Annotated in this window: 19 protein-coding genes; 12 read left to right on the top strand and 7 right to left on the bottom strand. The window is 58.0% G+C overall.

Annotated elements, in window-relative coordinates; translation table 11 throughout:
* Positions 1-18: 18 nt before the first annotated feature.
* From H8K04_18575 to H8K04_18550, 6 genes are all read left to right on the top strand, one after another.
* Positions 19-3,246: a hypothetical protein gene (locus tag H8K04_18575; GenBank protein ID UVT15779.1), complete on the top strand. Its 3,228-nt coding sequence runs from the start codon at positions 19-21 to the stop codon at positions 3,244-3,246.
* Between the two features lie 9 nt (positions 3,247-3,255).
* Positions 3,256-3,972: an esterase gene (locus H8K04_18570; protein UVT15778.1), complete on the top strand. Its 717-nt coding sequence runs from the start codon at positions 3,256-3,258 to the stop codon at positions 3,970-3,972.
* Positions 3,969-4,721 carry an alpha/beta fold hydrolase gene (locus H8K04_18565; GenBank protein ID UVT15777.1) on the top strand — a complete coding sequence of 251 codons (753 nt, stop codon included), beginning with the start codon at positions 3,969-3,971 and terminating at the stop codon, positions 4,719-4,721. The genes H8K04_18570 and H8K04_18565 overlap by 4 nt, the downstream gene beginning before the upstream one ends.
* Entirely contained in the window at positions 4,721-4,888 is a 168-nt protein-coding gene (locus H8K04_18560; protein UVT15776.1) for a hypothetical protein, read from the top strand. The genes H8K04_18565 and H8K04_18560 overlap by 1 nt, the downstream gene beginning before the upstream one ends.
* A 198-nt stretch (positions 4,889-5,086) precedes the next feature.
* The gene (locus H8K04_18555; protein UVT15775.1) at positions 5,087-5,338 is read left to right on the top strand and encodes a helix-turn-helix transcriptional regulator; all 252 of its coding nucleotides are present in this window, start codon (positions 5,087-5,089) and stop codon (positions 5,336-5,338) included.
* Positions 5,338-6,654 (top strand): type II toxin-antitoxin system HipA family toxin, encoded by a 1,317-nt coding sequence (locus tag H8K04_18550; protein UVT15774.1) that lies wholly within the window; start codon positions 5,338-5,340, stop codon positions 6,652-6,654. The genes H8K04_18555 and H8K04_18550 overlap by 1 nt, the downstream gene beginning before the upstream one ends.
* 34 nt (positions 6,655-6,688) lie before the next feature.
* On the opposite strand, the gene H8K04_18545 is transcribed toward H8K04_18550, so the two are convergent.
* On the bottom strand, positions 6,689-7,906 hold the full coding sequence (locus H8K04_18545; GenBank protein ID UVT15773.1) for an FAD-dependent oxidoreductase: 1,218 nt from the start codon (positions 7,904-7,906) through the stop codon (positions 6,689-6,691).
* A 576-nt stretch (positions 7,907-8,482) separates the two neighbouring features.
* Here H8K04_18545 and H8K04_18540 point away from each other — a divergent pair.
* The 5 genes from H8K04_18540 to H8K04_18520 all read left to right on the top strand — a co-directional run bounded on the left by H8K04_18540 (position 8,483) and on the right by H8K04_18520 (position 17,124).
* Positions 8,483-9,289, top strand: a complete 807-nt coding sequence (locus H8K04_18540) for a pyridoxamine 5'-phosphate oxidase family protein (GenBank protein UVT15772.1) — start codon at positions 8,483-8,485, stop codon at positions 9,287-9,289.
* A gap of 77 nt (positions 9,290-9,366) precedes the next feature.
* Positions 9,367-11,049 carry an energy-dependent translational throttle protein EttA gene (gene ettA, locus H8K04_18535; protein UVT15771.1) on the top strand — a complete coding sequence of 561 codons (1,683 nt, stop codon included), beginning with the start codon at positions 9,367-9,369 and terminating at the stop codon, positions 11,047-11,049.
* A gap of 261 nt (positions 11,050-11,310) precedes the next feature.
* Positions 11,311-15,099 carry a PAS domain S-box protein gene (locus H8K04_18530; protein ID UVT15770.1) on the top strand — a complete coding sequence of 1,263 codons (3,789 nt, stop codon included), beginning with the start codon at positions 11,311-11,313 and terminating at the stop codon, positions 15,097-15,099.
* A gap of 296 nt (positions 15,100-15,395) precedes the next feature.
* Positions 15,396-16,277, top strand: coding sequence for an SDR family oxidoreductase (locus H8K04_18525; GenBank protein ID UVT15769.1), 882 nt, complete (start codon positions 15,396-15,398; stop codon positions 16,275-16,277).
* A gap of 31 nt (positions 16,278-16,308) precedes the next feature.
* Positions 16,309-17,124 carry a DUF1295 domain-containing protein gene (locus H8K04_18520; protein UVT18041.1) on the top strand — a complete coding sequence of 272 codons (816 nt, stop codon included), beginning with the start codon at positions 16,309-16,311 and terminating at the stop codon, positions 17,122-17,124.
* A gap of 21 nt (positions 17,125-17,145) precedes the next feature.
* On the opposite strand, the gene H8K04_18515 is transcribed toward H8K04_18520, so the two are convergent.
* The 3 genes from H8K04_18515 to H8K04_18505 all read right to left on the bottom strand — a co-directional run bounded on the left by H8K04_18515 (position 17,146) and on the right by H8K04_18505 (position 18,250).
* Complete coding sequence (locus H8K04_18515) at positions 17,146-17,505, bottom strand: PilZ domain-containing protein (protein UVT15768.1); 360 nt, start codon at positions 17,503-17,505, stop codon at positions 17,146-17,148.
* Between the two features lie 188 nt (positions 17,506-17,693).
* Positions 17,694-17,915 (bottom strand): hypothetical protein, encoded by a 222-nt coding sequence (locus H8K04_18510; GenBank protein UVT15767.1) that lies wholly within the window; start codon positions 17,913-17,915, stop codon positions 17,694-17,696.
* A complete protein-coding gene (locus H8K04_18505) occupies positions 17,912-18,250 on the bottom strand; it encodes a transcriptional regulator (GenBank protein ID UVT15766.1) in 339 nt (112 codons plus the stop codon). The genes H8K04_18510 and H8K04_18505 overlap by 4 nt, the downstream gene beginning before the upstream one ends.
* Before the next feature lie 222 nt (positions 18,251-18,472).
* Here H8K04_18505 and hpnR point away from each other — a divergent pair, with 222 nt between their 5' ends.
* Positions 18,473-20,017, top strand: a complete 1,545-nt coding sequence (gene hpnR, locus H8K04_18500; protein UVT15765.1) for a hopanoid C-3 methylase HpnR — start codon at positions 18,473-18,475, stop codon at positions 20,015-20,017.
* A 70-nt stretch (positions 20,018-20,087) separates the two neighbouring features.
* On the opposite strand, the gene H8K04_18495 is transcribed toward hpnR, so the two are convergent.
* Genes H8K04_18495 through H8K04_18485 form a run of 3 tightly spaced genes read right to left on the bottom strand, consistent with a single transcriptional unit; the run spans position 20,088 to position 26,375 of the window.
* Positions 20,088-22,184: a hypothetical protein gene (locus H8K04_18495; GenBank protein ID UVT15764.1), complete on the bottom strand. Its 2,097-nt coding sequence runs from the start codon at positions 22,182-22,184 to the stop codon at positions 20,088-20,090.
* Between the two features lie 23 nt (positions 22,185-22,207).
* Positions 22,208-24,391: a hypothetical protein gene (locus H8K04_18490; protein ID UVT15763.1), complete on the bottom strand. Its 2,184-nt coding sequence runs from the start codon at positions 24,389-24,391 to the stop codon at positions 22,208-22,210.
* A complete protein-coding gene (locus H8K04_18485; protein UVT15762.1) occupies positions 24,375-26,375 on the bottom strand; it encodes a hypothetical protein in 2,001 nt (666 codons plus the stop codon). The genes H8K04_18490 and H8K04_18485 overlap by 17 nt, the downstream gene beginning before the upstream one ends.
* Positions 26,376-26,473: the final 98 nt, after the last annotated feature.

Raw genomic sequence — 26,473 nt, 5'->3', positions numbered from 1 at the left:
CCAGACGGTTCGAAGAACATGGCGAAGAAGCCAAGCGACTCCAAAATCGCGATAGCAGGAGCTCTCACGCTCGTGCTGGCGCTCGCCGGCGTCTTGCTCGTGAAGGAACCATTGCGAAGCTCTCGGCCGGTCGGCACCGGACTGGACATGAAGGCGACGATCGAGGAGCAAACCATTCGTGCGCGCTTGTGGGAAGATCCGGTCGCGGCGGTTCAACGCGGCATGCGCGAGGTCAAAACGAACCGCGCGACCACAACCCCGCCTCCGCCTCTGACACAACGACTCCGGGCCCTTCGACAAGCCATTGCCGAACGAGTTCTCAAGGAGGGCCAGCCCCTCACCGTCCTCCTCGTGACGACCAGCGGAGGACCGTACGTCGAAAACACCGAGTCGCGTATCAGAGACCGCTACGCAGTCGGCACGGCGTTGGGGGTGTCCTGCTATGTGCCGGAACAGGAAGGCCACCTATCGTTTGTCGAGTGGGACCCGCAAAGCCCTATTCCGGCGCTCCCGTACGAATGGTATCGACTCAGGAAGACGAGGGTCTGTGACGAAGAAACGCCGAGGTCCCGGAGTGTGCTGGTCGTCTGGTTTCCGGACGAAGCGCTCAGCCGAGGGTTTTTCGCGAGCTTGACGTCATTCTCTCAAGCCCTCGTGTGCCGGGAAGCAGAGAAGAAAAGCGAATGTCTCCTGACGGACGATAAACGTAAACTCGTTCAGCTGGATCCGCGGCTGCAACAGGCCGTGACCTTCAGAATCCTGGGGCCTCGCAGCTCTTCTGCGTTTAGAGCATTGCTGGCGGAGGCGGGGGAGTCCTATGCCGAGCCGCACGAGGGTATCGGTGTCTGGCCGAACGCCGATGGATGGATCGATCTGTATTCGCCCTGGAGCAGCGCGATGAAGGGGTTGTTGGCCTATGGGCTCAAGACAGGGGTTGGGAAAGGTACGGCCTGCGCGACATACGAATCCTGCGAGCAGGAATTCTACCGCCGTTTGTCGGACGCGAATATCAGGCTGGCCTACGATATCGGGTCCGACGATCAGCTGTTCGAATCATTGGTCGAGGAGCTGGAGCGGCGGCAAGTGCGTCTTGGGTGGGACGCCGTAATTTTGATCGGTGAATGGGACTCGTTCTATGGGAGGACGCTCCCGATCGAATTTCGGGCCGCGGCCTGCAAAAAGATCGCGACCTTTTCCGAGCACGACCTGGAACTGATCGAGGTTCCGGTGGCGATCAAACAGGGATGTTCCGATATTCCCCATGCGGTCGACCTGCAGATCCAGCGGCAGGCTGAGTACGAGTCGCTGCGTCTCAATGTGCAACGATACAGCTACCTGAGCGGACTGGACGGCGAGGTGCCGGGTGAAGATAAAGGGAAAACCGCTCGTGCCGACAGCGCGAAAGATACCCAGCAGGATCGCCCTGAAGGCACGAGCCAGGTGGACTATGTGCGGGCCTTGGTCAACCGTATTCACGAAGAAGGAGAGGGCGCGCGAGCCATCGGGATTTTCGGGACGGATCCCTATGACTCGTTGCTCATCATCAAAGCGCTCCGTCCCGCATTTCCTCACGCGATTTTCTTTACGATCGGTCTCGATGCCCGGCATCTCCACCCGAGTGAATATAAATGGACACGCAACATGGTCATCGCCTCACCGTTCGGGTTGCAGTTGGATGGCGGTCTCCAGCGCGATGTCCCGCCGTTCCGAAGCAGCTATCAGTCCTCCGCCTACTTCGCCGCTTTGCAAGCGGTCGGTCATGTTGTGTGCCGTCGGGAGAACCAGGCTGATACTGCAAGCGGTCCCTGTACGACGGCGTACCACGCCTTACTGACGCCGGAGAATCGTCTGTACGATGCCGGAGCGCATCTACGGTTGTTCGAGGTGGGGAGACAGGGCGCGGTCGACTTGAGCATCGTCAAGAAGGAAGAGGTGCGCACCGTGCATCCCTTGCGGACCGATCTGGCCTACACGAAGGGGTACGGTGCGCTGAGCCAAGGGGTCGGGTTCAATAATACGGCGGTGGCCGCGGCGACGGCGGTGGGCTTTGCCCTCGTCATTGTCGTGGCCTGGAGCAATCAGCGGCTTTGGTCGGGGATCACGAGGTATCCGCGCACACTGAGCATCGCAGCAGTGGTACTCGTGACATTGTTCATGGTGTTCGTCTTGGCCGGTGGCGCAACCGCGTTGCTCGCCAACCATGATGAAGGAGAGCCTTTTTCGTGGACCGCCGGGGTCAGCGTCTGGCCGAGCGAATTACTCCGGCTGATCGTGGTGGTGCTGGCGATGCTGCTGTTTGTGAAAGGAGCCCGCGATCTCAAGAAGAACGGCGAACAGATCGGGGAGAAATTCCGATTCGAAGACCTATCGGAACGTCCTCGGTTTTCATCCGGAACATTCTGGACGAATCTGCAACGAGTCTACCACCCCATCGCCACCATCGCCTCGATGAAAGTGGACCAAGCCTGGGTTCGGTATCGCGAGGCGAGTCAGCTGGGCCAATGGATGGTCCGCACGATGCTGTTGTTCCTCCTGTATTCGGGGGCGATGTGGGCCATCGGGTATTTCGTGCTCGACGAAGAATATATCCATCCCTGCCGCGGGCTCCTGAGCTGTAGAGTGGATTCGTTCATGACGCTCGCCAGCGTCGGCATCGTCGTGTTGCTGAATCTGGCGGTCTTCGACGCCGTGATGCTCTGCCGGCGATGGATCGGATGGGTGATTGGTTCGACGGGAGGCTGGTCAGAGCAGGTTCAGGAAGAATACCTTCGCGAATATGGATTGGGTGAAGCGCACAAGGCCGAGTTCGAAAAGTTGAAGTACCTGGCGGTCGTGGATCTCATCGCTCAGCGGACGCAGGTGGTCAACCGACTGATCCGGTATCCCTTTATCGCCCTCTTGATCATGATCGCCGCCCGGAACGAGTATTTCGACATCTGGAATTATCCACTCCTGCTCTTGCTCTCTTGGTCGGTCAATGTGCTGATCGCTCTGCTCGGCGCGTTTCTCCTCTATCAGTCCGCCAGCCATGCGAAAGCGGCGATGCTGGCCGGACTCAACCGGCAGATCGTCCAGACCTTGGGAATCGGCAAGGATCACGACGTGCGGGTCAGACAGATCCAGCACATCATCGGTGAAGTGGAGGACAACGAACAAGGCGCCTTTGTGCCGCTCTATCAGCAGCCGGTAGTCGAATCATCACTGTATGGGCTCGTGGCGCTGCTGCAGTATCTCTATCTGAGCTAGGGGACTCGAATGCGTGAAGCCTTCCTGGGTGGATTGAAGGTCCGACTCCTTGGTGGATCGGACGGTCACGGAGGCGGGCATGGGCCGGTCGTCATGCTCCTCCATGGCTTCGGCGCACCGGGGGATGACCTCGTGCCGCTCGCGGAGGTCATCGATGTTCCGGCGGGAACCAGATGGCTGTTTCCCGAAGCCCCTCTCTCGCTTAATATGGGCTTCGGTGATTCGCGCGCCTGGTGGATCATCGATTTCGCGAAAATACAGGAAGATCGTGCCGCCGGTCGGATTCGTGACCTGTCCGTGGAGACTCCCCAGGGTCTCGCGTTGGCACGGGACCGCCTGCTGGCATTTCTCAAGGAACTGCCGCGGCAGCTGCCGATCGATTACAAGAGGACGGTCGTGGGCGGATTTTCACAAGGTGCGATGCTCACCTGCGATGCGGTCTTGCATACCGATTATCCGTTTGCCGGCCTGGTGCAGCTGTCCGGCAACCTCCTGGCTCAGTCGGTGTGGAGTCCGCTCATGCCCAAACGGAAGGGACTGCCGGTCTTTCAAAGTCATGGAACCTTGGATGACATTCTCGCGCATATCGGGGCGGAACGTCTCCGAGACGCGCTGAGTCAATCGGGCCTTGCCGTGGAGTGGCACAGCTTTCGGGGTGGGCACGAGATCCCCGAACCGGTGCTCAGACGATTGAGCGGGTTCATCATGAAGGCGCTCGAGGCATGAGCATGCAGCCGTTCGAGCTGATCGGCGCCGACGGCAAGCGTCTCAAGGGCGATCGTGCCGATGGGACAGACCGGCAAATCCTGTTCATCACCGGCTTTCTCTCGAAGCGCTGGGGCAACAAGAGCAAGAAGTTGGCGCAATGGTGCCAGGAGCGAGGCTGGGGGTTCTGTTGTTACGACGTGCGCGGATTCGGCGATTCGGAAGGCCAGTTCACGGACTACACGCTCTGCGATTGGATTGCCGATGCGAAGACCGTCCTGGAATCCGTCGAATCCGGACCACCCATCACCCTGGTTGGGAACTCGCTCGGCAGTTGGATCGCCTGGCTGGTCGCGCAGAAATTTCCCCTCGTGGAAGAATTGATCTTGATCGCTCCGGCGTTCAATATGATGGGGGAACGAGCCAAGACCATCTCCAAGGAACGGCTCGATGACTGGTATACGGCCGGATGGATGCCGTGGGATGAGGACCCATTGCATAAGGATTGGCCGCTCTCTTGGAAGTGGGTGGAAGAAAGCGAGCAGGCTTGGGCCAAGACGTTTGACACGGTCCGTCAGGTGAAGACGACGATTCTCCACGGCCTGGAAGACACCGTCATCCCGCCGGAGGGCAGCCGTCGATTTGCCGATGAACTGCGTCGCCGTGATCCGAGCTTTCCGCTCGACCTCCGGCTGATACCGGGCGACCATCGGCTCAGTAGTCCGGAACATCTCGAGCTGTTCCGCCGGATGGTCATGAGGCGAACCTGATGCTGGTAGTGATTCACAAGGAATGCGGAGGCCCGGCGTTGGAAGACTCACCGGTCGGCGAAGTCTGTGCGATTCCGGTCGATCGCTTTCCCTTTCCCTGCTTCACCTGCCTGGAAGAGATCCTTGACGAGTCCGAAGTGCGGCTGTCGGAAGAGTTGGGAATTTAGTTCCACTTGATCGCCCAGCCTAAGCGCCAGGTCCTCATGACCTTCCTAGGCGCCACACCTCGGCTTTAAGGCCGAATCCCTGATAGCCCTCAAAACCTCGAATATATCGTCTTTGGATCATAATCCATGAATATGTGTCAATGACGATATTGTAATTTTATCGTGAATAGCACATAATGCATCACTAACGGAGGAGTTATGGGAGATCTTGCTCGCGACCCGAGACAGATCGGGAATCTGATCAGGCGCATCAGAAAGAAAGAGGGACTCAGTCAAACGCAATTGGGGGAAAAGGCTGGTCTGCGGCAGGAGACAATCTCCTTGATTGAAACAGGGAATCCGTCGGCGACTATGGAAACCATACTGAGCGTGCTGGCCGCGCTCGATCTAGAATTCCGAATTGTGCCGAGATCCAAAGGGCGAGTCGCCGATATTGAGGAGATCTTCTGATGGCGCGCCGCCGCACTCATGCGCCATTGCGTGTGCTGCTGAACAACCGGCCGGTCGGCCAGCTCAGCAAAGCGTCCACCGGCGCGATTGACTTCCGGTATGACCCTCGCTGGTTGGAATGGGAGCATGCGCTACCGGTTTCTTTGTCGCTTCCACTGCGGGAGGATGCCTACAGAGGAGAGGCAGTCGCGGCGGTGTTCGAGAATCTATTGCCGGATTCCGACGCGTTGAGGCGGCGCGTCGCCGAAAGAGTGGGAGCAGCCGGAACGGATGCGTATAGTTTACTTGCGGCCATTGGTCGGGATTGTGTCGGAGCGCTGCAATTCACCGGGATCGATGATCCCCATGAAGGTGACACGGCTACGATAAAGGGGGAAATGGTCGATGATACGGCAATCGAACAACTATTGCGAAACCTCTCTCAAGCGCCTTTGGGATTGACCAGTGATGAGGCATTCCGGATTTCTGTGGCCGGCGCACAGGAAAAAACCGCCCTGCTTCGCCATAAAGGCCGGTGGTGGAAACCGACAGGTCCCACGCCAACAACGCACATTTTCAAGAAGCAGATTGGGCGGTTGTCCAATGGCCTTAACCTGTCGGACAGCGTCGAGAACGAGTTCTACTGCCTGAAACTCGCCGAAGCCTTCGGTTTCCAGGTTAACAAGGCGGAGATGCGCACCTTTGGGGACACGAGGGCGCTCGTCATTGAGCGGTTTGACCGCCGGTGGACAAAAGACAAGCGGCTCTTACGCCTGCCGCAGGAGGATTGTTGCCAGGCCTTGTCTGTTCCACCCACAAGAAAATATCAGAGTGAGGGAGGGCCAGGACTCGTCCGGATCCTGGACTTGCTGAAAGGTGGCGACCAGCCGGCAGTGAACAGGATCACCGTCTTGAAGACGCAAATGTTTTTCTGGCTGATCGGCGCGACAGACGGACACGCGAAGAATTTCAGCATCTTTCTCGGCCCAGGGGGCCGCTATCAACTGACACCCATGTATGATGTGCTGACAGTTCAGCCGAGCTTCGATAAGGGACAGATCGACCGTAAGCAAATGAGGCTGTCCATGTCGGTCGGCACAAACCGCCATTACCGAATCGGTGAGGTCCGGGGTCGGCATTTCGTCCAGACGGGGAAAGCGGCGGGTATTGCGGAATCTGTTGTCGTGGCCACGATGGAGGAACTGGCGGAGACGGCGCCGCGCGCGCTTCGAAAAGTTGCGAGCGCGTTGCCCGAGAATTTCCCGGAGTTTCTTCATGCATCAGTGAGTAAGGGTGTGATGGGACGGTTAGATCAGCTCAAGATCGGAACCGGATAAGCCCAAGTTTTCCCGACGGAGGGAAGGTGACTATTCAGCCGGCCGGCGTCCGTACATGCTCAGGCCGGACCCCAAGACCGATCAATCTTGCGGGAATTCGCCGTAGAAAGGGGAACCGCGCCAGGAGCCGGACGGCCCAGGGAAGCGACAGTGGAACCTTGCTATCCAATACACGGCTGATGACACGATCTTGGATAGTCAGTTGAGCCTGTTGTGTCAGCCGAGTGGGCCACATGCGGCGGGCTTGTACCTTGGCCAAATCTGCCTCGGTCACTCGGCCAAAGCGCAACGGATGGGCCAACAGATTCGCCGACGCCACTGCATCCTGAATCGCCAGGTTGATGCCGACGCCCCCGACCGGCGACATGGCGTGGGCCGCATCGCCGATACAGAGCAGTCCAGGCTTATACCACTGCCGCAACCGATCGACTTGAACGGTCAGCAGTTTGATCGGTTCCCAGTCGCGTAGCTCGTGGACACGGTTTGCGGCAAACGGGGCCAACTTCGCCACGCTGTCGCGGAACAGCGGAAGGCCTTGTGCGTGGATCTCGCCGAGTGAGCCCTTCGCAATGACAAAGCCGCATTGCCAGTAGTCACCCCGGTTCAACATGACGAAGATTCGACCGGCGTCGAAGCGGCCCATCGGATCGACCGGGTCATCGGGACGGCGTGACAATCGGAACCAGAGCACATCCATGGAGGCGCCGAATTCTTCCACCGAGAGATTCGCTCTTTCGCGGACAATGGAGTGCCGGCCATCGGCTCCCACCACGAGCGCGGCATGAACGTCCAGCGGCCCCGTTGACGTTTCAGCGCGAAGCCCTACGATCGAGCCTCCGCTCTCGATCACGTCCGTCACCTCCGCGTTCATTCGGACCTGAAATCCGGGATACCCCTTTCCCACCTCCACGAGAAAGTTGAGAAAGTCCCACTGCGGCATGAAGGCCACATAGCGGCATTGAGTCGGCAGATGAGAAAAATCAGCAACCGTGAACTCCAGATCTCCGAACCGGGCATTGATCCGCGTCACCTTCTGGTGCGGCAAGCGAAGGAAGCGTTCCAGCAGCCCCAGCTCATGGATGATTTCCAACGTCGAGGGGTGCAACGTGTCGCCGCGAAAATCACGGAGAAAATCCTGGTGCTTCTCGAGGACCAGCACCGAAACACCGGCCCTTGCCTGCAGAAGGCCCAGCATCATCCCGGCCGGCCCTCCGCCGGCAATGCAGCACTGGACCGACAGGGTTTCCGGCATCACGCCTCCAACCATAATAAGAGGAGAATGAAGGTCGGCGAGATTATAAGCTGAAAACTCGAAATTGCAGAGTTATCGCGCGACGAGCCTGCGGAGAATGGAGATCGACTAACGTCTGTGCCAACCACGGCCTCTCAAGTTTTTCAATCGTGGACAATGTTTTCTGAAGGAGTCACTTCAAATTCGCGAGTGCATTCTTCGCCATATCCACACCTACCATCGTCTTGTCCCATTCTGATGGGAATGCTTCTCTTGAATAGCTCAGGAAGACGGTAGGCATCCGAGGAGGTCCTCAGTTGGCAAGTCGGGCGGTACGATACCGTAAAGCGGGTTACTGCTCAAGGCAGCAGGGTCACGGAGGATAACCGAATGTGTTGTTCAAGCTTGAGATCAATCGGGTCCAGAAGTGGGTAACAGACAAAGGAGGGACATTTCCGTATCAGCGTCATTGTATTGGTTTATGTGTGGTCGGTATCTTACGGAATTCTCAAAGCTGACCGCGCTCTCAGTGGAAATGTTCACCAGATCCGGGTAATGTGTCACGCAATTCATTGGGTGCCGACACACGATCATCATATGTCTTCATCACGACAGCATAACAGCGGGGCGGAGTCAGACGGTCCTGATGTTCCTGAACCGTCCCATGCTGAGCGGGCCAAGACGCTTGTGTACTTGCAGCAGACAGGAAGTCTCTCGACGCTCTCGCGCAAGCAGCCAGGTTGGCCCTTCGGATCGGTGATGCCCTACGGATTGGATGCACAGGAGCAACCGGTCTTTCTGATCAGCACGATGGCGATGCACACACAGAACCTCCTGGGCGATCCACGTGCCAGCTTACTGGTGACTCCGCCTCAGAGCAGGATTGATCCCCTTGGGGCGGCCAGGGTCACGTTGATGGGCTCCGTGACCAAGGTGCGGAAAGAGGAGAACGCCGAGGTTCGCGCATGCTACTTGGAACGTCATGCCAACGCCTCCTACTGGGTGGACTACCAAGATTTCGGTTTCTTCCGCATGGCTATCGCGGAGATTTACTTTGTTGGAGGGTTTGGGTCGATGGGCTGGGTGGCACCGGCAGACTATGGAGCGGCGACTGTGGACCCGCTTGCGGATGCAGCCTCGAACCTGATTCGCGAGCTCAATGCCGAGCAAGCGGAGACGTTGGTACTGCTGGCACGTGCGTTGGGCCACGTGGAGGTGCAGCAGGCGACGGTGACGGCATTGGATCGGTTCGGATTTCATCTTCGATTTACCACTCCCGACCGGATGCAGGGCGGGCGTGTGGCATTTGCGCGCCCAGTTCGTAGTGAGTCAGAAGTCAGAGCCGGCTTGGCCGGCCTGGTTGTTCAGGTGAACGCAGGACTCTCAATCCTGCATTCGCTGTAGGCGGCCCGTGCACTCATTTCTTGAGGAGAACGTGCAGTTCAGCGCAGGTGTAGGTTACTAGCTAGATAGGGGAATGTATGGCCACGAACGATAAACAGGTTATTTTTTCACTCGTCAACGTCGGGAAGGTCTATCCGCCGAAGCGGCAGGTGCTGCGGGAGATCTACCTGGGCTTCTACTACGGCGCGAAGATCGGGGTACTGGGTTTGAACGGGTCGGGTAAGAGCTCGTTGCTCAAGATCATTGCCGGTGTGGATCCGAACTATACGGGCGAGATCACACGATCGAAGGGTTACAGTGTGGGGCTGCTTGAACAAGAACCCCAGCTCGATGCCAACAAAACGGTCAAGGAAGTGGTCGAGGAAGGGAAGGCCGACTTAGTGGCGTTGCTGCACGAATACGAGGCGGTCAGCAACAAGATCGGCGAGGTTGGGCCTGATGAGATGGAAAAGCTGCTCGACAAGCAAGCGCAACTGCAAGAGAAGATCGAAGCAGCGAACGGATGGGAGCTTGAAAACGAGCTCGACATCGCCATGGATGCGCTGCGCTGTCCACCGGCTGATCAGAAGGTGGGAACTTTGTCAGGTGGTGAGAAGCGTCGGGTTGCGCTCTGCCGCTTGATGATCCAGGAGCCGGATATTCTGTTGCTCGATGAGCCGACGAACCATCTGGATGCCGAGTCGGTCCAATGGCTTGAGCAGCATCTGCAACAATATAAAGGCACAGTCATTGCCGTGACTCACGATCGGTACTTTCTCGACAATGTCGCCGGATGGATTTTGGAGCTGGATCGTGGCCATGGTATTCCGTTCCAAGGCAATTACACGTCTTGGTTGGAGCAGAAAAAGGACCGACTGGAAAAGGAGGAAAAAGCGGAGTCGAAGCGGAAGAAGACGCTGGAGCATGAATTGGAGTGGATCAGGATGTCGCCGAAGGCTCGGCAGTCCAAGGGCAAGGCGCGCTTGAATCGCTACGAAGAATTGGTCAACCAAAAACAGGATCAGGTGTCGGACGATCTGGAAATCTACATTCCACCGGGGCCACGGCTCGGCGATGTGGTGGTCGAAGCGAACGGCATCAGCAAAGCGTTCGGTGATAACGTGCTCTATGAGAGCGTGAACTTCAGTCTGCCGAAGGGCGGCATTGTCGGTGTGATCGGCCCGAACGGCGCCGGCAAGACGACCATGTTCAAGATGATCATCGGCAAGGAGAAGCCGGATGCCGGATCGATCAAGGTCGGCGAGACCGTCAAGCTCGGCTACGTGGATCAGGATCGGAGCTTGGACGGCAACAAGAGCGTGTATGAGATCATTTCGGACGGCCAGGATACCATCAAGCTGGGGAAGGCCGAAGTCAATGCCCGCGGCTACTGCGCCCGCTTCAACTTTGCCGGGACGGATCAGCAGAAAAAGGTGAAGGATCTCTCAGGCGGTGAGCGCAATCGAGTGCATCTGGCCCGCATGCTGAAAGAAGGGGCGAACCTGATCATCCTCGACGAGCCGACCAACGATCTCGACGTGAATACCCTGCGGGCGCTTGAAGAAGGGCTGGAAAATTTTGCAGGCTGTGCCGTGATCAGCAGCCACGACCGTTGGTTCCTCGACCGAATCGCCACTCACATTCTCGCCTTTGAAGGCGACAGCAAGGTCGTCTGGTTCGAAGGGAACTATAGCGAATACGAAGCCGATCGCAAAAAACGCTTGGGCAGGGAAGCCGATCAGCCGCATCGAATCCGATACCGGAAGCTGACGCGCAATTAGCCTGCATGAACCCTGGACACTTCCGCTTCACGCGCGGATTTTAAGCGAGATCTAGTTCGCAATAGTTGCTCGCTCGCCGTGCTGGGCTCTACCAGACCCAGTCTACCGCCGATCAGCACAGCGTCTCACCACTCAGCTCGTGCCCCGACAGAGCCCTCTAGCCCTATCAAGAATCGTCAGCGGCGTCCGAGAAGACACTGAGAGGGAACGTCCCTCTTTGTCTCGGAAGCACTTGTTTCTATTGCGCAAAAGGTTCTTGTCGTGATGACCAGTGTGGGCACCTTGCTGGAACGCATATGGCAAAATTTGCCTGAAGGCCGGCTTTTGCCTCAGGACGCCTGGCAGCAACGGCACCGGACTCTCCTGATCATCTTATGGGGTCATGCCATTGTTCTCCCGGCGTTCGGACTCTGGATGGGCCATGGCCTCATGCTCACCAGCTTGGCTGGAGGCTTGGTAGGGGTTGCCACGCTCCTGGCATCGATCGGCCGGTTGTCTCACCGGCTCCGCGCGGTGCTCGCGTCGATCAGTGCATTCATGTCATCGGCGCTGCTTGTGCACTTCTCCGGCGGCTACTTCGAGATGCATCTGGATGGGTTCGCCATGCTCGTGCTCATTGCGCGCTATCAGGAGTGGCCGCCTCTCTTGATCAATGCGGGACTCGTGACGCTCTACCACGGTGTGGTCAGCCAGCTGGCCCCTGCCTCCATCTATAATCATCCCGCAGCCATCGAGCATGCTTGGATTTGGGCCTTGATGTACTGCGGCTTCAACTTCGTCGAGTGCGCCGGCCTTATCACCTATTGGAGGCATGATGAGATTCAGCGTCAGAGAGAGGAGCGCTTCCGACAGATTGCGGAACATATCACGGAGGTGTTCTGGCTCTCCGACCCCGAAAAGAACCACATCCTCTATATCAGCCCCGCCTATGAAAACATTTGGGGCCGCACCTGTGAGAGTCTGTACGCGTTTCCGCGATCGTGGCTGGAAACGATCCATTCGGACGACCGCGACCGAGTGCTTCAGGCGGCGTTGACCAGACAGAGCTCCGGTACCTATGACGAAGAATACCGCATCGTGCGGCCCGACGGGTCCGTGGGATGGATCAGGGATCGAGCGTTTCCGATCCCTGACGCGGCGGGACGGGTCCATCGGATTGCCGGTATTGCCGATGACATCACCGAGCGCAAGCAAGCCGAGGAACGGCTTACGCGCAGCCGTGATCTCCTCAAGTCCTTTGTGGAACACACGCCTGCCGCCGTCGCGATGTTCGACAAGCATCTGCGGTATGTTGCTGTCAGCAGGCGTTGGATACAGGATTACCATCTCGGCGACCAGGATTTCATTGGCCGGCATCATTACGACGTGTTCCCTGAAATTCGGCAGTATCCTGATTGGCAGGCCGTTCATCAGCGCTGTCTGGCCGGCGCCGTAGAGCGCCGAGAAGAGGACTGTTTCGTGCGAAAGGACGGCAGCAAGGACTGGCTTCGATGGGAAGTGCATCCGTGGCACGATGAAATCGGTGAGATCGGCGGCATTATCATGTCTACCGAGGTCATCACGGAGCGCAAGCAGGCCGAGGAACGGTTACGTCAGACCCTATTCGCTATGGACCAAGCGGTGGATGCGGTGTACTGGATCGATATTGACGCCAAGATCCTCTACGCCAACGAGGCGGCCAGCCTCATGGTGGGCTATTCGAGAGACGAGCTCCTCGGCATGACGGTACATGACCTCAATCCGGACTTTCCGGCGTCCCTGTGGCCGGGCTTTTGGGAGGAGACGCGGCGAAACAGGACCATGTCCTTCGAGACCAACCATCGGGCCAAGGATGGGCGGCTCGTCCCGATCGACCTGCGCGTCAGTTTCCTCGCCTATGAAGGGCAGGAGTTCCACTGTGCCTTCGTCCGTGACATCACCGACATCAAGCGTGCGGGAGAAGCGCTCCAAACCAGCGAGGCGCGCCTCCGCTGCACGCTCGATGTCGCCACGGACGGCTTGTGGGACTGGAACCTCGCGACCCTCCAGGCCTACTACAGTCCCAGTTGGATTCGTCTCCTGGGCTTTGAGGACCAGGACATTCCCATGAACAACGTCTTCGATTGGAAGCGCCGCATTCATGAGGACGACCGGCCTTGGGTCGAGCAGGCACTGGACGGTCATCTCGAGGGCAGAACCGCCAGCTATATCGTGGAGCATCGCATCCGCCACCGCTCAGGTGAATGGAAATGGTTCGCCATGCGCGGAAAGGTGGTGCAGTGGGATGAGCAGGGGCGCCCCCTTCGCATGATGGGCACGATGATCGATATCACGGAACGTAAGGTATCGGATGGCGCGCTGACACAAGCCGCGCAAATTCTTGAACGGAAAAACAGAGAACTGGCGGAAGCCCGGGATAAAGCGCTCGAAGCCGCGAAGATCAAGGCGGAGTTTCTGGCCACGATGAGTCATGAAATCCGGACGCCGATGAACGGCGTCATCGGTATGACCGAGCTGCTGCTGGATACGGCACTGACGTCGGAGCAACGCGAGTATGCCGAGACGGTCAGACTGTCCAGCGAACATCTGTTGGACATCATCAATGACATCCTCGACTTCTCCAAAATCGAAGCCGGCAAGCTTGATCTGGAAGAGCTCAACTTCGACCTGCATGCGACGATGGAGGAAGCCGTCGGCCTGCTGGGTGAGCGCGCCTATGACAAAGGCCTTGAGCTGAGCTGCCTCGTACAGTCCGGCGTGCCCACGACGCTGCGAGGGGACCCCGGCCGCCTGCGCCAAATCTTGGTGAATCTGATCGGCAATGCCATAAAATTTACGGATCAGGGCGAAGTCGTCGTCACCGTGAGCGCCGAGCGTGAGCCCGAAGGGGTGACTGCCGCGAGTGCCGATGGCACCGGCCGAACGATTCGATTCGAAGTATCGGACACCGGAGTCGGAATCTCTCCAAAGCAACAAGCGAAACTATTTCAGCCGTTCACGCAGGCCGACGGCTCCACCACAAGGAAATACGGGGGCACCGGCTTGGGTCTTGCCATCTGCAAGCAGCTCGTGGAGTCGATGGGAGGGCGAATCGGCGTGGACAGCAAGGTCGGACTTGGGAGCGTCTTCTGGATCACTGTGCCCTTTCTCCTCCAAGCAGAGGGAGCTCAGCAAACCACGCCTCCTCCGGCCGCGCTCAACGGTCGTGCCGTCTTGATTGTGGACGATCACGCCACGAATCGGCGGGTTCTTGAGCAGAGTTTCCGTGGAAAAGGCGTGAGATATGAAAGTGCCGAGAGCGGGTTGCAAGCCTTGCAGTGCCTGCGCAACGCAGCCGATCGGCATACCCCGTTCGATCTGGCCATTTTGGATATGCAGATGCCGGGAATGGACGGATTGGAGTTAGCCAGGCGGATCAAAGCCGAACAGGCGATCAGCGCTACGCGCCTCGTTCTTCTGACCTCGGTTGGCCGGCGTGGTGATGCCCAAGCCGCTCAAGACGCCGGGATCGTCGCGTATTTGACGAAGCCGATTCGCCGGTCACTGCTGTTTGAGTGTCTCAACATGGTTCTGGGGAGCTCGTCCGAACCTCCTGGCTCGACCGCTCCGCCTCCGATTATCACCCGGCATAGTCTGATGGAAACGCAGATGCGGTCCCGGCCGCTTATCCTGGTGGTCGAGGACAACCCGGTCAATCAAAAAGTGGCGGCGAATATGATTGAGAAACTCGGTTATCGGGTCACCGTTGCCGCAAATGGGCGAGAAGCCGTCGAATCACTGGCACGGATTTCCTATGCCTTGGTGTTTATGGACTGCCAGATGCCGGAAATGGATGGTTTTGAAGCCACAAGGGTCATCAGAGATCAAGAGGCGTGTGTACAACAAGGTGGCGGTAAGCCACCTCGCATCCCTATCATTGCCATGACAGCCAACGCGATGGCGGAGGACCGAGAGCGGTGTCTGGAGGCAGGGATGGACGACTTCCTCAGTAAGCCTGTCGTCACCAAGTCCCTGGCTGCGATCCTGGATCGCTGGCTGCCTCACGACACGGCCTCCACGAAAGCCGCATAGGAAGAGACTGCAGATATGAAGTGACATCGAGTAGCATCGCGTACCTTTCCGCAATTGCAGCCGGTCCATGAGTCCATAGAGGCAGCCTCACGGTCATCACGACGTGAACTCCATCTTCCCCTCAATCTGCTTCATTCGCAGTATCTTCCAAACCGGCAGTGTGAAATCGTAGAATCCTCCCTCTCTTGAGTCTTGTGCACCTCGATGGCATCTCTGTTGATAGACGAGGGGTGGTTCATCGAAAGGGATCACGTGAGAGACTCTCTGCAAACGCGATGTTTTCCGATGGAATCTTCATGAAGCCACGTGTCCTCATCACCGGGGCGGCGGGATTGATCGGGCGATATTTCACGGAGACCGCTTCTCGATGGGCGCCCGGCTGGGAAGTACATGGACTCACGCGCGCCGGCCTCGATCTCACGGATCATGCCGCCGTCGAGCAAGCCTGGCGGCTTCTGAAGCCCACGGCCGTCATCCATTGTGCGGCCTTGAGCCGAACAAAGGACTGCGAACAAAACCCCCACCTTGCTCGATGCATCAATGTGGACGCCACGGTGCGTCTCGCGCATCTTTCCAAGAACATTCCCTTTATTTTCCTGTCGAGCGGCGAAGTCTTCGATGGCCGACAAGGCTGGTATCGGGAAAACGACGACCCCACGCCGATCAATTTCTACGGCAAAACGAAGCTTGAAGCAGAACAGCTGGTATTGCAGAATCCTCGGCATACGGTGGTTCGGATCGTCCTGACGGCAGGAACCTCGCCGCACGGCGATCGAAGTTTTGTCGAGGATATGTCCCGAGGAGCCAAGAGCGGCAAGAACATGACGCTCTATTGCGATGAGTTTCGCTGTCCGCTGCCCGCGGGCGCTATTGCGCGTGCGATCTGGGAGTTGACCGGAGCCGACGCACCGGGTCTCTATCATCTTGGTGGCCGGGAACGATTGTCCCGCTGGGAAATAGGGCAGGCGCTGTTGCCATGGTATCCGGAACTGCGAGGCCGGCTGGTGGAAGGCTCCGCGCGTGTTCATACCGGCGCGCCGCGCCCTGCCGATCTCTCGCTGAACTGCGAGAAAATCCAGGCGGTCTTATCGTTTCCCATTCCAGGGTTCCGAAGCTGGCTGGATAGCAGGGTGCGTCGGGGCACGGACTTGTGGGATTATGAGGCCGGTTTGTCGTAAAGCGTAGGTGATGATGGAACCTGAAAATGGGATGTTCGTATCGGATCCGTTGCCCCTTGTGCTGGCGGCCTATCTGGTCATGACCATCGTCATGACTCTGTTATGGGCCGTGCAGCGGAAAACAAGGAACGCGGCGATCGGGGACGTCGGGTGGTGTGTGGGGCTCATCCTCACGGTCCTATGGTACGCCTCGCAGGCGGGCGGCGGCACGGATCGCATATTCCTCACGGTGATGCTGGTGACGCTCTATGCGGGACGGCTCGCGCTCCACATTCTATTCAATCGTGTGATCGGGAAAGAGGAAGATGCTCGGTATCGCCGACTGCGTGAGGAATGGGGTGAGTCAGAGTCGGCGAAAATGCTCGCGTACTTTCTCCTGCAAGCGCTGGCTGTGGCGGCGTTCTCGCTCCCATTTCTGGTGCTGATGTGGAATCCCCGGCCTCCTTCCGCCTTGGTCGAGCTCATCGGTTTGCTGATCTGGGGAGTGGCCGTAGCCGGTGAAGCGAGAGCCGACCGGCAACTCGCGCATTTCCGTGCCGATCCGAGAAATCAGGGCCGCGTCTGTCGAGAAGGCCTCTGGAACTACTCGCGCCATCCGAATTATTTTTTTGAATGGCTCCACTGGTGCTCTTATGTTGTGATGACCTTGGGAGCGCCCGGGTGGGTATTCACATTGATCGGCCCGATCGGTATGGGGTTGGCCCTCCTCAAGATAACGGGGATTCCTCGGGCAGAACGGCAGGCGCTTTCAAGTCGAGGTGAAGAATATAAAGCCTATCAGGCGACGACCAATGCGTTCTTTCCGTGGTTTCCTCGACCAAGCCCATACATATCCGTTAAGTCCTGACACCGTCAAGGCGGCTGATGGCTAGCGCCGACGCACCTTGTCCGATGTTTTCGAGGTCAATTCAGCCGCTTTGAACTGTTCGATGAAATCCATCAGGCGGGCCCGGCTGGCTTCATCCATCCGCGTAATTTCCCATCCCGCTTCGCGTCCCTCCGACCAGCGCACCACCGCAGTATCGATGAGAATCTTGTGTCCATTACTCAGGGTGATGTAGACGGTCGTCTCGGACCCAACGGGTATGGGATGCTCTCCCGTCGAACGCCAGCCTGCTTCCGAAAGGTCCCAGACAATCCCATTGGCGAGCGCGCCGTCGCAGAAATAGCAGAACTGACATTGAACGTGGGTCCGTAGCTTCTTGCGGATCGCGTATGTTTTCATCATGCCCTCTCCCGGCTAGGTGGTTACATTCAGATCGTTGTTCCTTCTCAAATCTAGTCGAAGAGAGAGGATTCGCTATGCCACCAAAGGTGGGCGTGAGAGCGGCAAAGGTAGGGCGCCGTGCGTAAGCTGTTGAAAGAGCGCGGCCGGATGCTTGAGCGAGTCAAACTGATACGTACAGGCGACAGCGTCTATTGCCTGCTGTTGAGATCTGCAATCCGGGAGCGAGCGATTTCGGCTTCTCTGGTAGTTGGATAGAGATTCACCAGTTCTTGGTAGAGCTGCTTGGCGTGGGCTGGATTGCTTTGAGCCTCTTCGAAGGCGGCGGTTTCGAACAGTTCCTTGGCCTTCTGATCGGAACAGCTGAGCAGTGTCAAGCAGAGGGCACAGAGTACGAGTCGTGCTGTCGTCATGGTTGTCCTTTCCCGGCATCTCTCCGGCGTGATGTGAGTGTATCAATGCGATAGCGAGGAGAGGAAATCCCTTCGCTGCGGCACTGCGGGCAGCGGCTTGGTCGTGTCAATCTTGTTCGATCACGGAACATGAATCCACAATCTACGCAAATGGACGGCTCGAGGACAAACCGTCGTGAGCGGTCCCGAGACACCGTTTTTACCACATGAACCAAGTGCTCCTCTACCTGCCGTTCCGGAATCCCCAGCATCCGGGCCAGCTGCTCGGTGGTCAGCCTAGCCTCGGTCAGGAGATCGACCATGCGCTGACGCAGGGTGCGTTCAGGAGGCAGCATGCCGGTATGGTAAGCATCCGACCGAGTAAATGCCAGATCGCCTTGGTCGGTTCAAGCTTCGATGGGCTAGTGGTAAAAGGTTGCACCTCAGGCTCCATTCTGTCAAAATCCGTCCCCGCGTCGAGTGTCACGTCACGAATAACCAGGTGGGCCGGTCTCGCCGTTCGAATTCCAGGACCAGTGTATCGGCTCAGTGTGCCATAGATCAGGAGGTTTGGGGTCATGAAGTTCCTCGCAGTCCATCCCGGTCCGCTCATGTACACCAAGATTTATCTTCGTCTGGAGCCCCTTGGACTTGAGATGGTGGCTCAGGCGTGCCGCCAAGCGGGACACGAGGTCCGTTTGATCGACTTGCAGGCGGATACGTGGAAGGACTATCAGGCGCTGATCAGAACGTGGAAGCCCGACGCCGTTGCGTTCGGCTGCAATTACCTGGCGAATGTTCCGGAGATCGTGGATTTGGCGAAGCTGACCAAGCAGGAACTGCCGAACTCGTTCGTCTTTGTCGGGGGCCATAGCGCCTCGTTCGTGGCGAAGGATTTTTTGGAGCACGGCAACGGCGCCATCGATTGTGTGCTCAAAGGCGAAGGAGAAGTGGCCGCGCCTAAGTTGCTCATGGCGGTCGAACAGGATCGCAAGGCGATCACGAAAGTGCCGGGGGTTGTGACTCTTGATGGCGAAGGACCTCCCGCACAATTCATTGAAAATTTGGACGATATCCGTCCTGCGCGCGATCTGCTCCGAAACCGTCACAAATACTTTATCGGTGTGTTGGATCCCTGCGCCTCGGTCGAGTTCGCGCGGGGCTGCCCGTGGGATTGTTCCTTCTGCAGCGCCTGGACTTTTTATGGCCGCAGCTATCGAACGGTCAGCACGGAAAAGGCTGTGGAGGAGCTGGAGCAGGTTCAAGAACCGGGCATCTTCCTGGTCGACGACGTGGCCTTCATCCAAGCCAAGCAGGGCATGGAGATCGGCGAAGCCGTGGCGCGGCGAGGGATCAAGAAACAGTATTACATGGAGACGCGTGGTGATGTCCTGCTGCGCAACAAGGAGGTTTTCCAATTCTGGAAGACGCTCGGGCTCCAGTACATGTTCCTGGGTGTGGAGGCGATCGATGCGGAAGGCCTCAAGATGCATCGCAAACGCATCTCGTTGGGCAGAAACTTCGAGGCGCTCGAATTCGCCCGCTCTCTTGGAATCACCGTCGCCATCAATCTCATCGCCGATCCCGATTGGGATCGGGAGCGGTTTGAGATCGTGCGGCAGTGGTGTTTGGATATTCCGGAGATCGTGAATATCAGCGTCAATACTCCGTATCCCGGCACTGAGAGCTGGGTCACGGAATCCCGCAAGCTCCACACGCGGGATTACCGTCTGTTCGATATTCAGCACGCCGTGATGCCGACCAAGATGCCGCTGGCTGATTTTTACGCGGAACTGGTCAAAACCCAACAAGTCTTGAACAAGAAACATCTCGGCTGGGCCGCGCTCAAGGGCACGGCCAAGATTGCGGCAGGGCATTTGATGCGGGGCCAGACCAACTTCATCAAGATGCTGTGGAAGTTCAACAGCGTCTACAATCCCGAGCTGCAAATGGCCGATCACCGACGGCCCGTGGTCTATGAAATGTCGCCGCCGCCGGAGAAGAAAGACAAGGTCGACGCGAAACAGCTCTACATCCTACCGGCGAAAGGCCGCCAGGGCCGGGCTATCGACGATTCCACCGAGACATTCGTCGACGAGTCCCGTATGGGAACCGCGGTCTGATCGTTGCGGTCGGTGTCGTGGGGCGTGAGTTTCGCTGATCCCTGTTCGCCTTTGCCGATCACGCGCGCGTTCACTCCTGCACCTTCAACGTGAAGACACTCACCTCCTGATCGCACATACCGCCGCACGTGCTCCTCAGCGTTTTGGTCGCCACGACACCGTTCTGGCCGACGTAGGTCCAATCTTTCAGCAGGAACATGACCATGGGATCCGTGGAGACTTCACCCCGTCCGCTGATGAACATGGGCGACCAAAAGGGCGACAGTTCGGGACGATTGGGGACGCATTCGTAATTCACCATGGCATGCATGCCCGTGCTGGTTTCCTGGGACGTTCCGGGAATGCCATAAAGCAATTCGACCTTCGCGGAACCTCCCGATAATGTTTCAGGCCCACTTCGCGGTTCTTCTATCTGAATAAAAGCCTGAAACACGCGCAAAGGGAGAGTTCCTTGTCCACGAACCAACGGATCACAGGCATTCCAGTTCGGCAACGGGCCGGTTTGATAGCTGATCGTACCCTGTCCGGTGTATTTCGGAACGGCACTGGAGGATTCCTCGTCTTGTCTTTCAAGGCGAATGGTCCCTTCTGCTTGAGATTGCGCGGGATCGACCAGCCCTGAAGAGACAATCCTTGATTGAAACTCCAAGACGTATGCCCCCTCTCCCAACACCCATTCACCGTCCTTGGCTTCCGCCACTCCTGCGCGTGAAACGGCCCCCACCCTGAATCCACTATGCCGCACGCGTGTGGGCGGAGCGTTGTAGGTAAACTTGGCCGGTGCGCCGGGCTGTGACCTCTCTTGCCGCGGGGATACGGTGCCGTTTCTCTCTCTGGGCCGCTCTCTCGCTTCCTTGAACTTTGCCGGAACGATCACCTGCTCTCTTTTGGTCCGCAGTTCGGTCTTAACGTCAAACGATTTGCTCGGAACAAATCTCTGCGTCTTCGTCACAGGGTTGAAGGTAATCTCCACGCAGGTGTTTTCTCTGGACCAGGTAAGTTCCGCGTCCAAGTAAATCGGACCGGAGAACACTGTTGCGGCCAGCAGCAACATACTCATGGAGTCACGTTCCGACGCACCAACCAGTTCCGAGGTCCATTCCGAAATGGACCAATTGGAGAACTGTGTGGGAAGCCCTGCAGACTGGTGATCGGGTACAAATCGGACATGCTGGCGCTGACGGGACCAGAGCGTCGGGCCATCGGTCACTCCGCGTCCGATCACCAGCGTGGCATCGAGGTCGACATACTGAAGCTTCGCATCATCGTCGACTTGTCCCTTCAATGTGGCAAACACACGCCGGGCGTTATACAACGTTCGAATCGTCCCGGCATCGTCCGTTGTCTGATGAACGATCAGCGCAAATTCGTACTCACCCTCAACCACTCCTTCCGGCGTCGGGCATTTGCGTGCTTTCCCACCATTGACCAGCGTAAAGGCGTTGATATTGCCGGCATTCCTTCCTGTCCCGACCTCTTTTCTCCACTCCCTCGTCTTATGGCCCACGTATTCAGGCGGAATATCCAATTTCGTCGATCCCTTGGTGATGGTATACCCCTCCCTCTCTCCCTCTGGAACCGTTGTCTGGGCTATCTGAAAGGGCGCCCTCGACGGCCCAGACGTGCGCAGGATACGAGCCGCGTTCACCAGATCTTCGAAGCCGTTGTTGTGGCTGGTCGTAAGCGTCGAACAGGTCCCTGCGCCGGGACCGAATTGTTGCTTGAAGGTGTCAAACAGTAGCCGGTCCAGCGACCACGCGGTCGAGTCAGCTTGTGCGCTAAGCGATTTCCTCGACGCCCCGCTGTCTGCACCAGAAAAAAGCTGCGCGCTTCCCAGGCCTTGCACAAGTTTCGACAGAACATCGCAAACCGTCTTCGCGTCCTTCAATGGTTGCATGGACTGCGGCGCAACCGGAAGTTTCCGCCATTCGCCTTTCTCATTCGGTCCAGGTTCGAGCGGCGGCAATTCAAATAGAGGCGACTTCGACTCTTCTGATCTTTTGTCCGACTGTGGCGCAAATGCTGGCGCTGCAGCAGGCAAGGTTGGCGGTGAATAGTCTTTCTTCGGATCGTACTCAGGCGGATTGGAAGCCGGCAGATGGTTGTCGCCGCCGCACCCTTGAAGCAGCAGAACAATAATTGCAACCCAGAGAGCTCCGGTTTTCACGGCTTCCCTAGTACAGTCACATTTCATCTCGCTGGGGATGCACCTTCGCCCGGCTCATCCGCTTGCTTCAAGGTCAGTGTCGTCTCTTCCCGGCAGGTCTGTAGCCCTATGCTGCAATTGACGGTGAGAGTTTTTTTGGCGATGACGTCAGAATCGCGTACCTGTGTCCAGCCGCCGATCTCGTAACCTTTTTTCGCCATATTGAATGTCCTGAAGCGAGTGAAGCTGAAGGCCCCGCTCCACCCTCCGGCTTTTCCCGTCACGCCATGCGCCTCACCGCCATGCACACCCTGTGTCGCAAACAACTCTTTCAATTTTTCAGGGGTATTGCCGCTCGTACAGTGGGTCTCCAGCACTTCTCCTGATTGCCCCGGCAGAATGATCATGTTCACGGCAAATGGCTCCGGGTCACTGCTGATCGAGCCTCCGTTCACATGAAACGTGGTTGTGCCGGTGCCCTGAACGCGGAATTCGCACTGAGCCGGCAGAGTCGTTGTGCGAGTTGCGTAGTGCATCACGCCTTCCCCAACCCATCCGCGATCGTCCGTATGCCTGAGGGGGACTGTCGCCTCGACATGGGCGTCAAACCCATTCGAACTTAACCCCATGCCGAACTGCGGGTTCACAATATTCAACGGTTCCTGAACGATGTGCGACTTGAACTCGAGGACATAATCCGCCGGAGCGAGTTCCCATTCCCCGTCCTTGGGTTCGGCCACCCCCGCGCGGGAGATTGCCTTCACACGGAATCCGCTATGCCGAACCCTGGTCGCGGGAGCTTGATAGGTGAATATAGCAGGAGCCCCAGGCCGGGAATCCGCCTCCCTCGGCGACACACGGCCATTGCCCTCCCTCGGCCGCTCTCTCGCCTCCTTGAACTTGGCCGGCGCCACCGTCTGGTCCTTCTTGGTGCGCAATTCTGTTTTCACCTGGTACGATTTGTTTGGAGCGAATCTCTGTGTCTTGGTGGCCGGATTAAAAATAATCTCGACACAGGTATTCGGGTGGTTCCAATACAGTTGGGCCCTGTAATATTCTTGACCTGAAAAATAGGCCACCAGCGCCGTGAGCGTTCCAATGAGATGCGCATCGTTTGCCTGAGCCCCCGCTTCGGAAAAGTCCGAGACCGTAATGATTCGAAACTCCTGGGGAAGACTCGTTTGATGATCGAGCGTGAAGTGGCCCCTGCTCCCGTAGGATTGGGAATAGGGCGCAAGCTCCGTGCCGATGTGTTGAAGCGTGACCGTGACGTCAAAATCCACCTGTTTGATCTTGGCGTTATCGTCGACCTCTCCTTTGAGTGTCGCGACGACGTGCTGGCGATAGAACACTGCCTGTCCCATCGCCCTCCGATACATCACAAATGACCATTCGAAGGTCCCGTCCGCGATGCCCTTCAGATCCGGCCCTTCCAGATGCGGGCACTGTTTCGCTTTCGGGGCAATGACCATTTCATAGCTTTCGTAAATCCCCTCTGTGCGCGGTGGCTTGCCGATACGCGTCATGGTATCCGTGGTCTTGTAGCCCACCCAGCCTGCAGGGGCATTCTCTCGGCGCATCGGAGGTTTGTTCACATCGTAGTCGTCCTGAGATGTGTCGGGGATCGTCGTTTGCGCCAACAGGAACGGTTGGGTGGAGGTCGTGGAAGCCAGCACGACGCGCGCCCGATGAAACCGGTCTAGTCGGCCACTGCTCTTACGGGGCCTTACCGAGATCGGACAATCCGCTGCGCCGGACCCGAGCGAAAGTTTCAGGCCCTCCGCCAGTTGCTCATCCATTCGCCGCGCGATCTCGTCGGCCTCCGGGCCCAAGGCCTTCTTCAACGCCGAACCCTCATGGCCTGCAAAGAGCTGCGCGCTGCCCAGGCTCGGCGCGAGTCTCGACAAGATTTCGCAGGGATTGGTGACGCCTTTGAAGGGTTGTAGTGAATTGGAATCGAACGGGACCTTCTTCTCCTTACCCGTTGCTTTCTGACCTGCCTCAAGCGCGTCGAGCTTGGATCGGAGCGATTCCAGTTCAGTCGGTGCGGTCGGAAGAGTTGCGGGCCGGGGCGGTGCAGGCGGCGCGGTATAGACCTTCGTGGGATCGTATTCCGGTGGATTCGAGGACGGCAGATGCTTGTCGCCGCTGCAACTGTAACTGAACAATAGAGCGGCGACGGTCAGGAACCGCATCCCGAACTCTCCTCGGTCACCGGCCCGGTTCATCGATTCCCTCCATGACCGTCACATTGAGCTGCTCCAGAAGTTTTCCACCACGACCACCGAAGTCCTGCGAGGTGCCTGTTTTCGCCGTCATCTGCACGGATTTCAATCGGCTGTGCACGTCGACCGTCAGTTCCTGAGTCCAGGTCCCAGCCGGCCCTGTGCATGTCCATGATGCTTGTTCATCCGAGGTAACAAAACCCAAGTGAATCAGGATGGACTTGGATGTAGGGTCGACTTGAGCCGAGACCTGCCAATGCTCGGTTTCGGAACCAGAGCCGGCGCAGGGATTGGCCGCAGGCCTCACATGGCGGACCACCATGGGTCGGACCACATCGATTTCTCCTCTGAACCATCCTTCCGCCACCGGTTCGAGCGGGATATCGAACTGGACAGTTCCGTCGAATTGCGCACCGCCCATCTTCGCATACGATGACTCAGGGTCATGCCAAATGCGATCGGTCATTCGCAGTCTCAGCCCTCCATCCACCACTTCCCATTCCCCGTCCAGCGCTTGAGCCACTCCTGCGCGGGAGACGGCGCCGACCCAAAAGCCGCTGCGCTTCACCCGTTTCTCCGGCATGGTGTAGGTAAAGGTGGCGGGAGATCCAAGTGCGGACTCCGCTTGCTTCGGGGACACGGTGCCATTGCCTTCTCGTGGCCTCTCTTTCGCCTCCTTGAACTTGGCAGGAACGACGGCCTGTTCTTTTTTGATGCGCAGCTCAGTCTTCACCGAGACCGACTCGTTCGGACTGAACTTCTTCGTCTTGGTCGCCGGTGTGAACGTGATCTCCACGCAGGTGTTGGGCTTGTTCCATTCGGTCTGGGCATTGAAATATTCCTGACCCGCATAATAGGCCATCAGCGCCGTGAGCGATCCGAGGAGGTGGGCGTCCTTTACCTGAGCCTCGCTTTCCGAGAAGCCGGAGACCGTGATGATCTTTAGCTCTTGGGGAATCCCCTTCTGGCGTTGATCGAGGGTGAAGCGGCCACGGCTTCCGTACGTGTGAGAGGAGTGAGCGAGCGCGGTGCCGATATGTTGCAGCGTGACCGTGACATCGAAATCCACATGCTTCACCTTGGCATCGTCGTCAACCTCGCCCTTGAGTGTGGCCCGGACGAGTTGGCGATAGAGCACCCCATGGGGTTCGCCGGCCGGTCCGGTCGTGGCCCGGTACATCACCAAAGACCACTCAGCAGTCCCCTCCACCATCCCAGCCGGATCCGGGCATCGCTTCGTCTTGGGAGCAATGACCATCTCATAATATTCTCGAACGCCTTCCGTGTGCGGCTTCTTGCCGATCCGTGTCATGGTCTCCGTCGACTTCCAGCCCACCCAGTCGGGAGGAGGCTGTTCTTTGCGCACGCTCTTTTGCACGTCGTAGTCATCCTGCGACGCATCAGGAATCGTGGTCTGCGCCAAGAGGAACGGCTGGGTAGAGGTCCTGTGAGCGAGCACGAGGCGTGGCGGCTGAGAGAGGCGACTTTTCTGCTGTGGCCGCACGGAGATCGGACAATCCGCCGCGCCGGGACCAAGCGAATGTTTGAGTCCCTCCTCCAGGTACTCATCCATTCGACGGGCAATCCCATCGGCGTCCGGACCCAAGGCCTTCTTCAGCGCTGCACCTTCATGACCTGTAAAGAGCTGCGCGCTGCCCAGTCCGGGCGCCAGCCGCGAGAGCGCCTCGCACGGGTCGGTGACTCCCTTGAACAGGTGGAGCAAGGTTGGATCGAGCGGGACCTTTTTCCCCTCGTCCTTGGCGTTCCGGTCGATTCCCAGCGAATCGAGCTTGGACCGGAGCCGTTCGAGTTCAGTCGGTTGAGTCGGCTTGATCGACGTTGACTGTGCACCGGGCGGTCCGGCTGGTGCCGTGTAGACCTTCGTTGGATCGAACTCCGGCGGATTCGAAGACGGCAGGTGCTTGGTTTCGCCTCCGCACGCAGCGGTCACAAGGAGGACAAGGACCAGTGAGACGCGAAATCGCACCGAAGTTCTCCCTACTGGCGCGCCGAAAGCGGCTGGAATGGCCGCCCATGCTAGCCGACGAGAAACGATTCTTCAAGGTCGTCCATGATGAAACCCGT

Source organism: Nitrospira sp. (genome assembly GCA_024760525.1).
Classification (GTDB): Bacteria; Nitrospirota; Nitrospiria; order Nitrospirales; family Nitrospiraceae; genus Nitrospira_D.
Note: the sequence above shows the minus strand (reverse complement) of the source record. Positions and strands in the feature narration are given on the sequence as shown.

Coding starts and splice junctions, on each gene's coding strand:
- H8K04_18510 (UVT15767.1), bottom strand. CDS start 17,915: ATGACGACAGCACGACTCGTACTCTGTGCCCTCTGCTTGACACTGCTC.
- H8K04_18525 (UVT15769.1), top strand. CDS start 15,396: ATGAAGCCACGTGTCCTCATCACCGGGGCGGCGGGATTGATCGGGCGA.
- ettA (UVT15771.1), top strand. CDS start 9,367: ATGGCCACGAACGATAAACAGGTTATTTTTTCACTCGTCAACGTCGGG.
- H8K04_18540 (UVT15772.1), top strand. CDS start 8,483: ATGTCTTCATCACGACAGCATAACAGCGGGGCGGAGTCAGACGGTCCT.
- H8K04_18555 (UVT15775.1), top strand. CDS start 5,087: ATGGGAGATCTTGCTCGCGACCCGAGACAGATCGGGAATCTGATCAGG.
- H8K04_18570 (UVT15778.1), top strand. CDS start 3,256: ATGCGTGAAGCCTTCCTGGGTGGATTGAAGGTCCGACTCCTTGGTGGA.
- H8K04_18550 (UVT15774.1), top strand. CDS start 5,338: ATGGCGCGCCGCCGCACTCATGCGCCATTGCGTGTGCTGCTGAACAAC.
- H8K04_18560 (UVT15776.1), top strand. CDS start 4,721: ATGCTGGTAGTGATTCACAAGGAATGCGGAGGCCCGGCGTTGGAAGAC.
- H8K04_18505 (UVT15766.1), bottom strand. CDS start 18,250: ATGCTGCCTCCTGAACGCACCCTGCGTCAGCGCATGGTCGATCTCCTG.
- H8K04_18515 (UVT15768.1), bottom strand. CDS start 17,505: ATGATGAAAACATACGCGATCCGCAAGAAGCTACGGACCCACGTTCAA.
- H8K04_18575 (UVT15779.1), top strand. CDS start 19: ATGGCGAAGAAGCCAAGCGACTCCAAAATCGCGATAGCAGGAGCTCTC.
- H8K04_18520 (UVT18041.1), top strand. CDS start 16,309: ATGTTCGTATCGGATCCGTTGCCCCTTGTGCTGGCGGCCTATCTGGTC.
- H8K04_18490 (UVT15763.1), bottom strand. CDS start 24,391: ATGAACCGGGCCGGTGACCGAGGAGAGTTCGGGATGCGGTTCCTGACC.
- H8K04_18545 (UVT15773.1), bottom strand. CDS start 7,906: ATGCCGGAAACCCTGTCGGTCCAGTGCTGCATTGCCGGCGGAGGGCCG.
- hpnR (UVT15765.1), top strand. CDS start 18,473: ATGAAGTTCCTCGCAGTCCATCCCGGTCCGCTCATGTACACCAAGATT.
- H8K04_18565 (UVT15777.1), top strand. CDS start 3,969: ATGAGCATGCAGCCGTTCGAGCTGATCGGCGCCGACGGCAAGCGTCTC.